The sequence below is a fragment of the Bradyrhizobium sp. B120 genome (genome assembly GCF_049075665.1).
Classification (GTDB): Bacteria; Pseudomonadota; Alphaproteobacteria; order Rhizobiales; family Xanthobacteraceae; genus Bradyrhizobium.
Map to the genome: position 1 here is coordinate 807,074 of NZ_CP185242.1, position 12,428 is coordinate 819,501.

The 12,428-nt window shown below is 65.7% G+C and carries 8 protein-coding genes; 4 read left to right on the top strand and 4 right to left on the bottom strand.

Annotated features, from left to right (window positions below; genetic code table 11):
* Positions 1-76: 76 nt before the first annotated feature.
* The gene (locus ACOIX3_RS03745; RefSeq protein ID WP_420968450.1) at positions 77-3,646 is read right to left on the bottom strand and encodes a hypothetical protein; all 3,570 of its coding nucleotides are present in this window, start codon (positions 3,644-3,646) and stop codon (positions 77-79) included.
* A 273-nt stretch (positions 3,647-3,919) separates the two neighbouring features.
* Positions 3,920-4,507: a PadR family transcriptional regulator gene (locus ACOIX3_RS03750; RefSeq protein WP_342724883.1), complete on the bottom strand. Its 588-nt coding sequence runs from the start codon at positions 4,505-4,507 to the stop codon at positions 3,920-3,922.
* Positions 4,508-4,670: 163 nt separating this feature from the next.
* On the opposite strand from ACOIX3_RS03750, the gene ACOIX3_RS03755 reads away from it, so the two are divergent.
* The 4 genes from ACOIX3_RS03755 (at position 4,671) to ACOIX3_RS03770 (ending at position 10,562) form a co-directional block, all read left to right on the top strand.
* The gene (locus ACOIX3_RS03755) at positions 4,671-5,087 is read left to right on the top strand and encodes a nuclear transport factor 2 family protein (protein ID WP_420968451.1); all 417 of its coding nucleotides are present in this window, start codon (positions 4,671-4,673) and stop codon (positions 5,085-5,087) included.
* 108 nt (positions 5,088-5,195) lie between these two features.
* On the top strand, positions 5,196-6,983 hold the full coding sequence (locus ACOIX3_RS03760) for an acyl-CoA dehydrogenase C-terminal domain-containing protein (protein WP_420968452.1): 1,788 nt from the start codon (positions 5,196-5,198) through the stop codon (positions 6,981-6,983).
* A gap of 137 nt (positions 6,984-7,120) precedes the next feature.
* The gene (locus ACOIX3_RS03765) at positions 7,121-8,329 is read left to right on the top strand and encodes an acetyl-CoA C-acetyltransferase (RefSeq protein WP_420968453.1); all 1,209 of its coding nucleotides are present in this window, start codon (positions 7,121-7,123) and stop codon (positions 8,327-8,329) included.
* A gap of 19 nt (positions 8,330-8,348) precedes the next feature.
* Positions 8,349-10,562: an FAD-dependent oxidoreductase gene (locus ACOIX3_RS03770; protein WP_420968454.1), complete on the top strand. Its 2,214-nt coding sequence runs from the start codon at positions 8,349-8,351 to the stop codon at positions 10,560-10,562.
* A 420-nt stretch (positions 10,563-10,982) separates the two neighbouring features.
* Here the strand turns inward: ACOIX3_RS03770 and ACOIX3_RS03775 are convergent, their stop codons facing one another.
* Both ACOIX3_RS03775 and gstA read right to left on the bottom strand, forming a co-directional pair.
* On the bottom strand, positions 10,983-11,270 hold the full coding sequence (locus ACOIX3_RS03775; RefSeq protein ID WP_420968455.1) for a hypothetical protein: 288 nt from the start codon (positions 11,268-11,270) through the stop codon (positions 10,983-10,985).
* A 426-nt stretch (positions 11,271-11,696) separates the two neighbouring features.
* Positions 11,697-12,314, bottom strand: a complete 618-nt coding sequence (gene gstA / locus ACOIX3_RS03780; RefSeq protein WP_176528831.1) for a glutathione transferase GstA — start codon at positions 12,312-12,314, stop codon at positions 11,697-11,699.
* Between the last annotated feature and the right edge of the window lie 114 nt (positions 12,315-12,428).

The window sequence follows — 12,428 nt, forward strand, 5'->3', positions numbered from 1 at the left end:
ACCGGTTCGCGTGAAGAAAACGCGTCAAACAAGAATCTAGAGCTTCGGTTCTGATTCAATCAGAACCGAAAAGGCCCTAGTGTGCGGCCAGCGCCGCGGTCCGCTTCGACGGTGGCTTGACGGACTTCGCCGCCGCGGGCTGCACGGCCGCGCCGTCCCAGCCGCCGGCCGGGGACGGCACGTTGACCGCATCGCTCGGCTGCGGCTCGGGGGTAAAGGTCTGGATCGCAAGCTTCGCTGCGGCCAGCGACTGCGGGTCGAGCCGCTTGGCGATATCGTCGCGCTTGTGGCCGGCGTCGGCATCGCCCTGCGCGGCTGCGAGGCTGAACCATTTGAAGGATTCTGCGAGGTTCTGTTCGACCCCGATGCCGCGGGCATAGAGGATGCCGAGGTTGACCTGGCTGTCGGCGACGCCGCGATCGGCCGCCTTGCGGAACCACTGCGCGGCGCTCTTGTAGTCGGCGCCCTTGCCGCCGCCATCGGCGTCGAGCACGGCGAGGTTATGCATCGCCTTGGCGTTGCCGCGCTCGGCGGCCTGCACGTAGTAGCGCCGTGCGACATCGAAGTCGCGCTTCACGCTGAGGCCCTTCTCGTAGAAGGTGCCGAGCCGGAACATCGCGGGCACCACGCCGGCCTGTGCCGCGCGGCCATACCATTTGGCAGCTTCGTCGACATTGGCGGGCACGCCCTTGCCTTCGGCAAAGCGGACGCCGACCTCATAGGCCGCGGCCGCATCGCCCTTGATCGCGGCCGTGCGCAGCGCCGGACCGCCGATCGCGTCGGGCAGCTTCTCGCCCGCCGGAATTTGGACCATAGCAAGCTTGCCGCCGAGCGGCGGCGCGGTCGGAATCGTGCCGGTGATGTCGCTGGCGGCGGCGAGCGGTGCCGCAGTCGGCTCCGGCGCCGCGGCGGGCGCGGGAGCCTGAGGGATCGTCACCTGCGCGCTGTCGAGCGTGTTCGGCGCCGCCGAGTTGTTGGACTGGCGGCCGAGCGGGGTCGGCGAGGTCATCGACGGCCCGGGCACTGACGGCCCGGGTGCGCTGGACGGCGCAGGGGGAACGGAGTTCTCGGCGGGCGGCTGCACGGGCGGCGCTGCCGGCTCGCTGTGCTCGATCGCCGGCGTCTGCGGCGCGGAGCTGGTGTCGAGCAGGTTCATCGCCATCTTGGCGGTCGAGAGCAGGATCACGACCACGCTCGCGCCGACCAGCAGCGAGCGGATCTTGGAGGTGATGGTCGAAGGCTGCGCTTCGACAGCGCCAGTCGCCGGCGCACCAGTCGCGGGCGCGCCGGCCTTGCCGGCGGCGGCCTTCGCGGCCTTGTCGGCCTTCTCCTTGGCCTTGGCTGCGGCCTTGCTCGCTGCGCGCGCGGCCTTGTCGTTGACGGGCTGCGCGGCGGCGGCCTGCGCGGCGCGGCGCGCGGCGGCGATGAAGCTCGAGGTCGAGACCGGCTCCTTCTTGCCGGCGGGAAGATCAGAGATCGCGCGCTCGGAATCCGCGATCCGCTCCGACGGCGACGACGCGCGGCCCGAGGGGCGCGTGCCTGGCTCGAGCGGATGGTCCGGCGGCAGATCCGGCGCGATCGCAGCGCGCGCGGAGGCGGCATGCGGCTCGAGGATCTCGCTGATCGCGCGCGGCGGCAGCGGCGGCGGTGCGGTCTCGACCGGCTGCGCGGCATGGAATTCGCGCGGCGCGGACATGAAGTGCTCCTGCGCCAGCGCAGGATTGGGCAATTCGGGCCGGTACGATTCAGGCCTGTACGATTCGGGCTTATATGATTCAGGCTGCGCGGTCGGCTGCGGCATCGCCGCGCGCGGCATCTCCATCCGCGGTGCTTCCATCCGCGGTTCGGCATAAGCAGGGGCGGGCGGAGCCGGCGGCGCGGTGCGCACCGTGCGCAGATCGTTTTCGATCATCGCCAGCCGATCGACGACATGGCCGAGCGTGTTGTGAACGGTCTCCAGCGAATCCTGGGTGCGGCGATCAGTCTCCGACTGGCTGAAGCGGATGTCGGACAGTTCGCGCTTCACGAGGTCGACGATGCCGCTGTCCATCATCGGCTGCGGCGAGGCGGCGTTGACGTGGTTGCGGGTGGCGTCGGCGAGCGAAGCGATATGGGCGTGCTGCGCTTCGAGGTGCCGCATGATGTCATGCAGCCCTTCCTCGACCCGGCCGAGATTGCCGGAACGCTGGTCGGCGGACTCCAGGCGCTCGAGCAGATAGGAGACGCGCTGCTCGAGATGGGTGAACGCCGACGAGCTGTCGTTGCCGACCTGCAGACGGTCGATCCGCTCCGACAGCGAGCGCAGCGCGCCCTCGATGGCGTCGGTATTGTCGTAGCCGGCGACCGGCCGCTCGCGGGTTTCCAGCGTCGAGGCCAATGCGGCGATGCGCTGCTCGATCCCGGCGAAGGCATCGACGTGGGACTCGGCGCGCGACATCTGCGACAGCTGGTCGACCTTCGCGGCCAGCGCATGCACGTCCCCGGAGAGCTGCAGCAGCGCGTCGTTGGAGGCGACATTGGAGACGATGGCGCGGAGCGCGGCGATCGCGCTCTCGAGCTGATGCACCGTCGACGGATCGTCGTTGGCGCGCAGGATCATGTCGAGCTTGCCGCCGAGATTGCGGATCGCTTCGTCATAGCCGGTGAGCTGCTCGGCGGGCGTCAGCGTGCGCAGCGCCTCGCGGATTTCCGACAGCGCGCGTTCGATGCCGGTGATGACCTGGGCTTGACCGTTGCTGCTGTCCTGGCGGATCTCGTCGATCCGGTGATGCAGCGAGCGGATCTCGTTCTCGATCGATTCGATCGCCCGCCGCGGCATCGCCTCGGTGATCGCCTGGCGGATTTCGGCAAGCTCGCCGCGGAACGCCGCGATCGATTGCTCGATATGGTCGGGCCGCTGCAGCGCCTCGATCTGGCTCGTGATCTTGAGCAAATGCCGCTCGAGCGAGGAGAAGTCGGGCCCGGCCGGCGCAGCCGGCGGCGGCGCATAGGCGGCCATCGGCGGTGCCGCTTGCGGCATCGGCTGAGCGTTGCGCGGCGGCATCTGCCGCGCTGCTGATGCGTCGAGCTCGTTCTGGCGCGCGGCGATCTCCGCGATCGCGGAATCGAATGAGGCCGGGCTCAGCGGCGGCGAGGGGCGATAAACCTGGGCTGCGGCGCGCTCGACCGCTTCCGCCTGGCGCAGCCTTTCCTCCAGTTGCCGGTCCTGCATCTGCGGCTCCCGCTGCATCTGCGCTTCACGCATCGGCTGGGGTTGCGGCTCGCGCGCCGGCTGCGGTCGCGAAATCTGCGACAGCCGCGCATCGAGCCGCGAAATCGCGTCGTTGAGCTGCCGTGCGACGGCGGGCTGGCCGCGCGGCACTTCGGCGCGCACGGCTTCGGCGCGCGACATCGGCTTTGCAATCTGTTCGATCTGGCGGGTGATCGCGTCGAGCCGCTGATGGATGTCGGCGACCTCGCGGCTTTCCCGGCTCGGCATCGGCTGCCGTTGCTCGGGCGCCATGCGCCAATCCGGCGGGCTGGGTTCGCCGACCGTGGAATTGAGCCAGTCGTTCAGCGACATGCCGGCGCGGCGCGCAGCCGCCTCGGCCCTGTCGCGGACGGAGGGATCGATGCCGTCAACACTCCACGATACGCGCGAATTCATGATTCCGTCCGGTCCCGACTCCGGCGCTACACCCTGCGCCCGCAGCCTCCCCGCGCATTCCCGTTAAGAGACAATCGAATTCTGCGCTGGTCGTCTGCTTCAGCTGCTGACTTTTTCCCGTCACGGTAAATAACGGGTTAAGGAATGCAGCCGGCGGGCCTTAAAGTTAGGGAATCCGGGAACCTGTTGCGCCGGATCAGGACATGCCTATCGCTTTCCGGCAAAGCGGATTCCGTGGCGCGTGGCGGCACGCGCAAAGCACGAGATTTGTTTCTAGCCGTTGCCTTCGCGCTTGCCGTCGTCGAGCGGCAGCACATTGCCGCGGCCGGACATCGCCGACAGCGCGTCGAGCGCTTCCTCGCACCACTCCACCACCATGTGCTCATGGCGCATCCCGAGGCGCAGACTGAGCATCTTGCCGACATCGGCCGGCGGCGCGGTGCCGTCGGGAAAGCGCTTGTTGAGCAGACGCTCGTAGCGCTCATAGCGGTCGCGGTGATGCTCCAGCCGCGCCATCAGGTCGGTGCGCAGCGGCTCGATGTCGACGCAGTCGAGCGCATAGAGCCGGACCAAGAGGTCGTCCTTGATCGAGGGCGGAACGCTCGGCCGCGCTGCCCAGTGCTTCAGCGCCGCACGGCCCTCGGCCGTCAGGGTGTAGACCAGCTTGTTCGGCTTGCCGGATTGCACCACCTCGCGGCCCTGGACATGGCCCTTGTCGCGCAGGCGGGAGAGCTCGCGGTAGATCTGCTGATGGTCAGCCTTCCAGAAGAAGCCGATCGAGGCGTCGAACGTCTTGGCGAGCTCATAGCCCGTCATCGGACGTTCCGTGAGGCATGCGAGGATTGCGTCACCGAGTGCCAACGCCCACCTCCATCTCAGTTCCCGTATCAGCCATTCTGAAGTTCGCTTGACTTTATGCGCAACTGTGCATATGCGTCAATATGCATATGGTGATCGGCGTGCCGCCTTGTCGCGCGCGGCCGATGTTCAGGCCTCTCAACCCCCTGCCGCAGGAGACGTCCGAATGAGCAAGCCGGGCCTCGACAAGTGGTACGCCTACATGAAGTCCCACGACACCGCCGCATTGTGGGATCTGCTGCATCCCGACGCGGTGTTCGAAAGCCCGGTCGTGCACACGCCGCAGCGCGGCCGCGACATCACCTTCAAATATCTCACCAGCGCCGCCAAGGTGCTCGGCGGCCCGACCTTCAAGTATCTCGGCGAGTGGCAGAGCGACAGCGGCGCGGTGCTCGAGTTCGAGAACGAGATCGAAGGCATCAAGCTCAACGGCGTCGACATCATCACGTTCGACGGTGACGGCCGGATCACGCATTTCAAGGTGATGGTGCGCCCGCTCAAGGCGATCAACCTGCTGCATCGGATGATGGGCGAGGAATTGATGAAGCAGAGCGGCGCAACGTCGCAATCACAGTCTCGCTAGGACCTGCCGCGGGCCTCCGGAACCGGATAAGGTCCGCTCCAACAAACCCAAGGACAAGCTGCGCAGCATCGGTCGCGCGTGCGACCGCGAGCCAGCCGGGAGATCAGCATGCCGACCTACAAAGCCCCCGTCGAAGACGTCAGCTTCCTGTTGAACGACGTTTTCCAGATCGACCGCTATGGCAATCTTCCCGGCTTCACCGATGCGTCGGCCGATGTGCGCGAGGCGATCCTCGGCGAAGCCGCCAAGCTCAGCGAAGAGGTGCTGCAGCCGCTCAATCGCACCGGCGATCTCGAAGGCTGTAAGCGCAATGACGACGGCAGCGTCACCACGCCGAAGGGCTTCAAGGACGCCTTCAAGCAGGTCGCCGAAGGCGGCTGGCTCGGCCTGTCGGCGCCGACTGAATTTGGCGGCCAGGGCTTGCCGGTGACGCTCTCGCAGGCGGTCAACGAATTCCAGATCTCCGCCAACATGGCGTTCTCGATGTATGGCGGGCTGACCATGGGCGCGACCGCCGCGCTGCTGGTGCACGGCACCCCCGAGCAGAAGAAGACCTATGTGCCGAAGATGATCGCCGGCGAGTGGACCGGCACCATGAACCTGACCGAGCCGCAGTGCGGCACCGATCTCGGCCTGCTGCGCACCAAGGCGGTGCGCCAGGCCGACGGCAGCTTCAAGATCACGGGCACCAAGATCTTCATCTCCGCCGGCGAGCATGATCTTGCCGACAACATCATTCACCTGGTGCTGGCCCGCGTCGAAGGCGCGCCGGCCGGCATCAAGGGCGTCTCGCTGTTCGTCGTTCCCAAGGTGCTGGTCAATGCCGACGGCTCGCTCGGCCAGCGCAACGGCGTCACCTGCGGCTCGATCGAGCACAAGATGGGCATCCACGGCAATTCCACCTGTGTGATGAACTACGACAATGCCACCGGCTGGCTGATCGGCGAAGAGAACAAGGGCATGCAGGGCATGTTCGTGATGATGAACGAGGCCCGCCTCGGCGTCGCGGTGCAGGGCCTCGCGCAGTCCGAGGTCGCCTATCAGAACGCGGTCGCCTATGCGCGGGAGCGCCTGCAGGGCCGCGCGCTGACCGGCGTCAAGGCGGCCGACAAGCCGGCCGATCCGATCATCGTGCATCCCGACGTGCGCCGCACGCTGCTCACCATCCGCGCCTTCAACGAGGCGGCGCGGGCCATGGTGGTGTGGACCGCGCTGAAGAGCGACGTCGCGCACCGCTCCAACGACCCGAAGGATCGCCAGGCCGCCGACGATCACATGGGCCTGATGACGCCGGTGCTGAAGGGCGTTCTGACCGACACCGGTTTCGCCAACACGGTCTCGGCGCAGCAGATGTTCGGCGGCCACGGCTATATCGCCGAGCACGGCATGGAGCAGTTCGTGCGCGATGCCCGCATCGCGATGATCTATGAGGGTGCCAACGGCATCCAGGCGCTCGACCTGGTCGGCCGCAAATTGCCGCGCGACGGCGGCCGCGCCGCGATGGCGTTCTTCGGCGAGGTCACCGCCTTCGCCAAGGAGCATGGCGGCGACGAGGCGATGAAGCCGTTCATCGCCCCGCTCTCCACGGCGCTCGGCCATCTGCAGCAGGCCACCGGCTGGCTGATGCAGAATGCGCTGACCAAGCCCGACAATGCCGGCGCCGCGGCGACCGATTTCATGAAATTGTTCGGCCTCGTCGCGCTCGGCTATATGTGGGCGAAGATGGCCAAGGTGGCGCAGGACAAGGCCGCCGCCGGCACGACGCCTTACCTCAACACCAAGCTCGTGACCGGCCGCTTCTTCATGGAGCGACTGCTGCCGGAGACCGCCGTGCATCTGGCCCGGATCCAGAGCGGCAGCGCCACCACGATGGAATTGGCCGCGGAAGCGTTCTGAAGCGTTTTCCAGCGAAGTGGATACCGGTTCGCATGAAGAAAACGCGTCAAACAAGAAAGCCTTGAAAATTGCCGCCGCACCCGTGCGGTGGCGCTTCCTTCCGTATATATTATGATCCTCATATCAAGGAGGGCGTCATGCCTGAGGCATACATCTACGATCACGTTCGTACCCCGCGCGGCCGCGGCAAGGCCGATGGCGCGCTCCACGAGGTCACCGCGCTGGCGCTCGCCACGGTGCCGCTGACGTCGCTCAAGGAGCGCAACAATCTGCCCGAGGACTCCGTCGACGACGTCATCCTCGGCGTGGTCGATCCGGTCGGCGAGGCCGGCTCCGACATCGCCCGCTTCGCCGCGCTGAAGGCCGGTCTCGGCGAGAAGGTGCCGGGCGTGCAGATCAGCCGCTTCTGCGCCTCCGGCCTCGATGCCGTGAACTTCGCCGCTGCCCAGATCATGAGCGGCCAGCATGAGCTCGTGATCGGCGGCGGCGCGGAATCGATGAGCCGCGTCGGCATCGGCGCCTCTGGCGGCGCATGGCCGATGGATCCCTCGATGGCGGTGCCGGCCTATTTCATGCCGCAGGGCATCTCGGCCGACCTGATCGCGACCAAATACGGCTTTTCGCGCGATGACGTCGATGCGTACGCCGTGCAGAGCCAGCAGCGCGCGGCTAAGTCGTGGGATGAGGGCCGCTTCAACAAGTCGGTGGTGCCGGTCAAGGACATCAACGGCCTGACCATCCTCGCCAAGGACGAGCACATGCGCCCGACCACGACGATGCAGTCGCTGGCGCAGCTGCAGCCGTCCTTCGCGGCGATGGCGGCGATGGCCGGCTTCGACGCGGTGGCGATCCAGTCGCATCCCGAGGTCGAGAAGGTCAATTACGTGCATCACGCCGGCAATTCGTCCGGCATCGTCGACGGCGCCGGCGCGGTGCTGCTCGGCAGCAAGGAGGCGGGCGCGAAACTCGGCCTGAAGCCGCGGGCAAAAATCCGCGCGTTCGCCAATATCGGCTCGGAGCCGGCGATGATGCTGACCGGCCCGGTCGACGTCACCGAAAAGCTGTTCGAGCGCTCCGGCATGAAGAAGTCGGATATCGATCTGTTCGAGCTCAACGAGGCCTTCGCCTCGGTGGTGCTGCGCTACATCCAGGCGTTCGACATCGACAACGCCAAGATCAACGTCAATGGCGGTGCGATCGCGCTCGGCCATCCGCTCGGGGCGACCGGCGCGATGATCCTCGGCACCGTGCTCGACGAGCTCGAGCGCACCAACAAGCAAACGGCGCTGGTGACGCTGTGCATCGGCGGCGGCATGGGCACCGCCACCATCATCGAGCGCGTCTGAGGCGAGGGGAGCGAACAACATGGCTTACAAGAATTTCAAGTTCGACGTCGACGCCGACGGCATTGCGTTGGTCACCTGGGACATCCCCGGCCGTTCGATGAACGTGTTCGACGAGGTCTCGACCCAGGAGATCGGCGAGATCATCAAGCAGACGACCGGCGACGCCGCGATCAAGGGCGTCGTGATCACCTCCGCCAAGGAGGCGTTCTGCGCCGGCGCCGACCTCTCGATGCTCGAGGGCATGAACCGCAGCTACGCGCAGCTCTTCAAGGAGAAGGGCGAAGAAGCCGCGAACCAGATGCTGTTCGAGCAGAGCCGCCAGATGTCGCAGTCGTTCCGCGCGATCGAGACCTCGGGCAAGCCGTGGGTCGCCGCGATCAACGGCCTCGCGCTCGGCGGCGGTTTCGAGATCACGCTGGCCTGCCACTACCGTGTCGCGGCCGAGAACCCCAAGACTCGCCTCGGCCTGCCCGAGATCAAGGTTGGCCTGTTCCCGGGCGCCGGCGGCACCCAGCGCGTGCCGCGCCTGGTGTCGCCGCAGGACGCGATGCAATTGCTGCTCAAGGGCGAGGCGGTCAATCTGACCCGCGCCAAGGCGCTCAACCTGATCCACGCCGTCGTGCCCGCGGCCGACCTGATCAAGGCTGCGAAGGACTGGATCAAGGGTGGCGGCAAGGCCGTCGCGCCGTGGGACGAGAAGACCTTCAAGCTGCCCGGCGGCCCCGTCTTCTCTAAGATGGGCATGCAGATGTTCCCGGCGGGCAACGCGATCTATCGCCGCGAGACCTACGACAATTATCCGGCCGCGCGCGCCATCATGAGCTGCGTCTATGAAGGGCTGCAGCTGCCGATCGACGCCGCGCTGCGGGTCGAGTCGCGCTACTTCACGCAAATCCTGCGCTCGAAGGAAGCGGCGGCGATGATCCGCTCGCTGTTCCTGTCGATGCAGGAATTGAACAAGGGCGCGCGCCGTCCGGCCAATGTGCCGCCGACCAAGGTCAAGAAGCTCGCCGTGATCGGCGCCGGCTTCATGGGCGCCAGCGTCGGCTATGTCTCGGCGCAGGCCGGCATCGACGTCGTGCTGGTCGATCGTGATCAAGAGAGCGCCGACAAGGGCAAGGGCCACGCCAAGGCCGTGGTCGACGGGCTGATCGCCAAGGGGCGGATGAAGCAGGAGGCGGCCGATGCCATCCTGGCGCGCATCTCGGCGACGGCAGACTACAACGTGATTAGGGATTGCGACCTCGTCATCGAGGCGGTGTTCGAGGATCGCAAGGTCAAGGCCGACACCTACGCCAAGGCACAGCCGCTGCTGAAGTCGGGCGCGATCTTCGCCTCCAATACTTCGACCCTGCCGATCAATTCGCTGGCCGAGGAGTTCAAGGACCAGGGCAAGTTCATCGGCATCCACTTCTTCTCTCCGGTCGAGAAGATGATGCTGGTCGAGATCATCCTGGGCAAGAACACCGGTGACGTCGCGCTGGCGACCGCGCTCGACTATGTCCGCGCCATCGGCAAGACGCCCATTGTTGTCAACGACTCGAGGGGCTTCTTCGCCAACCGCTGCGTGATGCGCTACATCTCCGAGGGCAATGAGATGCTGCTCGAAGGCGTGCCGCCGGCGATGATCGAGAACACCGCCAGGATGGCCGGCATGCCGGTCGGGCCGCTGTCGCTGCAGGACGAGGTGGCGCTCGATCTCGGGCTCAAGATCACCAAGGCGACGGAGGCCGATCTCGGCCCCAACGCGATCGACCAGGCGCAGAAGAAGCTGATGGTCGAGATGGTCGAGAAGCAGGGCCGCTTCGGCCGCAAGAACGGCAAGGGCTTCTATGACTATCCCGAGAAGGGCAAGGGTCAGAAGAGCCTGTGGCCGGGACTGGCCGATTTGCAGCCGAAGCAGCTCGATCCCGACACGCTGAGCGTCGAGGAATTGAAGCAGCGCTTCCTGGTGGTGCAGGCGGTGGAAGCCGCGCGCACTGTCGAGGATCACGTCATCACCGACGTGCGCGAGGCGGACGTCGGCTCGATCCTCGGCTTCGGCTTCGCGCCGTTCACGGGCGGCGCGCTGTCCTACATCGACTTCATGGGCACCAAGAATTTCGTCGCGCTCTGCCACGCCTTCGAGAAGAAATACGGCTCGCGCTTCACGCCGCCGAAGCTGCTCGAGGAGATGGCGGCCAAGGGCGAGACCTTCTACGGCCGCTTCCCGCCGAAGAAGCAGGCGGCTTAGTCCGTGGAGTAGGCTCCGGCCGCGTCATTGCGAGGAGCGAAGCGACGAAGCAATCCATACCTCAGCGGAGGACTGGATTGCTTCGCTCCGCTCGCAATGACGAAACCAAAATGGCCCGGTCATCGATCCGACTTGATCCTGTTGCGTGACGGTCGCGCAGGTCAAAGTCCCGCCACGCTTGCTCCCCACTGGCACCATGCTGCTGGCATCACTCTTGCTGGTCGATCGCCAAGATGATCGGCAAGACGACGATCAGGGTTGGGGTGTCCTGCAATGCGTTCTGTGCTCAAGGAAGGTGCCGCCGACGTCACCGGCAAGCATTCCGTCTCGCTCTCACCGCCGCGACGAGGGAATCCGCTGCGCTTGCGGGGCAAGGGTCCTTCCTGGTTCGGCCTGGTGCTACTCGTTCTGGCCGTGGACCTAGTGCTCGCGGCGGCCGCGTGGAATGCCGTCGACTTCTTCCGCCATTGAGCCGTCATGGTCCGGCGAGAGCACAGCGCCGATGAGATACGCGATCTGGTTGAAGACGAGGCAGGCGACGACGATCGGGGCGCCGGTGGCAAAGGCATAGCCGTCCGATTGGAGCACGATTGCCGCGAGCACCGCGATCAGCGGCGACACCAGCATCAATGTCCAAACCCGAAAGTACAAACTGGTTGCCAGCCCAACGAGCGTGCTGGTCAATAAAAGCGTCAAGGCGATCGTCACATTTTCAGACCAGTTGGAGCGGAGGGCGCGCCGCAGGTCATAGTCGGGTAGTTGGATCGCTCGAACAAGGACAGCTACGCCCTCAGCCGGAAGTACACCGACTTAGTCTTAACCGGTAGAATGCGGATTAAATTTGATTTGTTCCAGCGCGTGCCGAAAGTTTGCACCGCTCATTTCTCCCTGAATGCCTATTCGATGAAGCCGACGCCCAGCTTGACCTGATCGATATCTTGCGGCGCAACATGCGCGATCGATGCGGTCAGCTCGCCGTGTTCGCCGAGCAGCCGCGGAATCCCGTTGCAGCGCGCTGAGGCGCGACAGCGAGACCAGGCGCTACTCCTTGCCGCGACCTCTTAGGTCGCGCGCAGAAAAAAGGGCCGGATCCTGATCCGGCCCTTTCACGTCTGACGAAACTGGCTCGAAAGCTCAGGCCGCCTTCAGCAGGCCTTCCTTCTTCAGCGCTTCCTGCACCTTCGGGCGCGCCGCGACGCGGGCCTTGTAGGCCGTCACATTGGGCAGGCCGGAGAAGTCGAAGCCGAGCCGGTCCTGCGCCCACATCATCATGGTGAAGAGGTAGCCGTCGGCGACCGTGAACTGGTTGCCCATCAAATAGTCGCGTCCGGCGAGCTGGCTCTCGACATATTTGAACTTGCCCATGGCGCGGTCCTTAAAGAACGCCTTGGCGTCATCGGCGAGCACCGGCGAGAACATCGGGCCGAGATTCTTGTGCAGCTCGGTCGTGATGTAGTTCAGCCATTCGAGCAGCTTGTAGCGCTCGTTGGAATCCCGAGCCGGCGCCAGCTTCCTGTCGGCGACCCTGTCGGCGATCATCTGGATGATGATCGGCCCTTCGGTGACCATCTCGCCGGTATCCAGCGCCAGCGCGGGCACCTGGCCCTTGGGGTTCACTTGCAGGAAATCGTCGCCGTTCTCGAGCTTCTTGGCGCGCAGATCGACCTTGACCAGGTCGTAGGGCAGGCCGGCCTCGAGCAGGGCGATGTGGGGGGAGAGGGAGCAGGCACCGGGGGAGTAATAAAGCTTCATGGGGGTATTCCTTCCCTTGTTCTTGGCGTCCGGAGAGGGATTGCCTACATGCACCTGCATGAAATAGTCAAGATTGATGCAGATGCATTCAGTGCGGTACAGTGGGTTCCGGGA

What these genes read in the sequence shown, in the direction of transcription:
- ACOIX3_RS03745 (WP_420968450.1), bottom strand. Translation starts at nt 3,646, where the DNA reads ATGAATTCGCGCGTATCGTGGAGTGTTGACGGCATCGATCCCTCCGTC.
- ACOIX3_RS03755 (WP_420968451.1), top strand. Translation starts at nt 4,671, where the DNA reads ATGAGCAAGCCGGGCCTCGACAAGTGGTACGCCTACATGAAGTCCCAC.
- ACOIX3_RS03760 (WP_420968452.1), top strand. Translation starts at nt 5,196, where the DNA reads ATGCCGACCTACAAAGCCCCCGTCGAAGACGTCAGCTTCCTGTTGAAC.
- ACOIX3_RS03765 (WP_420968453.1), top strand. Translation starts at nt 7,121, where the DNA reads ATGCCTGAGGCATACATCTACGATCACGTTCGTACCCCGCGCGGCCGC.
- ACOIX3_RS03770 (WP_420968454.1), top strand. Translation starts at nt 8,349, where the DNA reads ATGGCTTACAAGAATTTCAAGTTCGACGTCGACGCCGACGGCATTGCG.
- gstA (WP_176528831.1), bottom strand. Translation starts at nt 12,314, where the DNA reads ATGAAGCTTTATTACTCCCCCGGTGCCTGCTCCCTCTCCCCCCACATC.